This is a genomic window from Sphingopyxis sp. (assembly GCF_036402335.1).
Lineage (GTDB): Bacteria > Pseudomonadota > Alphaproteobacteria > Sphingomonadales > Sphingomonadaceae > Sphingopyxis.
In genome coordinates, this window is sequence record NZ_DASWTD010000144.1 from 1 (window position 1) to 1,711 (window position 1,711).

At 64.9% G+C, this 1,711-nt stretch carries 1 protein-coding gene and 1 pseudogene; one reads left to right on the forward strand and one right to left on the reverse strand.

Annotated elements, in window-relative coordinates:
* Positions 1-1,355 (forward strand): ABC transporter ATP-binding protein (locus VGD20_RS04450; protein ID WP_331133293.1); only part of this gene is annotated, 1,355 nt, incomplete at its 5' end.
* A gap of 148 nt (positions 1,356-1,503) precedes the next feature.
* Here VGD20_RS04450 and VGD20_RS04455 read toward each other — a convergent pair.
* Positions 1,504-1,711: pseudogene (locus tag VGD20_RS04455) on the reverse strand (UDP-glucose 4-epimerase GalE); the annotation flags it as partial.

The following is a 1,711-nucleotide window of genomic DNA, read 5'->3' on the forward strand; positions in this document are numbered from 1 at the left end:
ACAGCCAGGCCGAGCTGATGGATGTGCTCGGCACCGACAGCTGGGCGGTCGCGGGCGCCTATGGTGCGTTCACGCGGCTCATCATCAACCTTTCGGCGATCCTCGTCTTCGCGGTGTTCCTGCTGGGCCTGTCCTGGCCAATCACCGTCGCTGCCACGATTTCGGCGGTCATCGTCTCGGCCTTTATCGGGCGGTTGTCGCACCCGGTTGCCGCGCTCGGCGCATCGGTCAAGGCCGAGCACCAGTCGATGGGCGGCCGGATGCTGATGACGCTGCAGGGCATGCGCGCCCTCCGTGCCTATCGTCGCGAGGCAGCGCAGCATGCGCGCTTCGTCGAATCCTCCGCCGCGGCGCGCGAGGGCCTGACACGCGTCGAGCGGCTCTCGGCGGCGATCGGCCCCGCCACCGAGGTCGGCTATCTCGCGATATTGTGCCTTATCGTCGCGGGCGCGGGGGCGCTCGCGATCGATTTCCATACGACGCTTACCATCGTCGCGTTGCTTTACCGACTCCAGCCGCATCTGCGCGAGTTCGAGGGCAATCTCCTCTATCTTTCGCAGGCGGCGCCGCAGGTCCGCGCCGTCCGGCGCATGGTCGACCGGACCGACAAACTCTTTCCGGAAGACGGCCACGAACCGCTTCCGGCCGACTATCGCGCAATCACGCTGGAAAGTGTCAGCTTCGCCTATGATGGCGAACCCGTGCTCCGCGACGTGAGCCTCGCCATTCCGCGCGGCAAGGTTACCGCGCTTGTCGGCGCCAGCGGCTCGGGCAAGACCACGATCGTCAATCTGCTGCTGCGCCTCTACACGCTCGATCACGGTTTCCTGAAGATCGACAATATGTCGCTGGCCTCGGTGCGGCGCGCCGATTGGCTCGGCCAGATCGCGGTCGCGGGGCAGGACATCGATCTCGTCGAGGGCACGGTGCGTGACAATGTGTTGATGGCGCGCCCCGATGCCGATGAAGCCGCGCTGACAGAGGCCTATGGCCTGTCGGGGCTCGGCAATTTCCTCGCGTCGCTGCCGCATGGTGACGAAAGCTGGGTCGGGCAGCAGGGGCTCAACCTGTCGGGCGGCCAGCGTCAGCGCGTCGGCATAGCGCGCGCGGTGCTGCGCGATCCCGGTTTCCTGATCCTCGACGAAGCGACGAGCGCGCTCGACAGCGCGCTGGAGGCCGAGATACGCCAAGGACTGGAGGCGCATTTCGCGGGCCGCACGATGCTTATCATCACGCACCGCCTGGAAACCGTCCGCGCGGTCGACCATGTCATCCGGCTGGCGGAGGGGCGCGTTGTCAGCTCGGGCAGGCCCGCGAACGTCTTCAATGCCGCTCGCGCAGAACCGGTGGCGTAGCGCACGGTTCGGCTGTCCTACACGGGCGCCATCTGTCATGAATCGGGTTAAGGGCTGTTCTTTGAAGCTCCATGGTTTCCATCGTGATGAGACAGAAAATATCAATTTTTAGTAATTATATTTCAAGAACCACGAGAAAAGTGCGAATCTAAGCGGGAACCTTGCTTTGCTGGTGCCAGGCGAGCGCCGTCCTGACGATGGTGTCGATATCCGATCGCTCGGCCTTCCAGCCCAGTTCGCGCATCGCCTTTGTCGGATCGGCGATCAGCACGGGCGGATCGCCCGCGCGCCGCGGTTTCATCTCGCGCGCTATCGGCCGGGCAGTCACCCCCTCGAGAGCGTCGAGCACTTCCAGC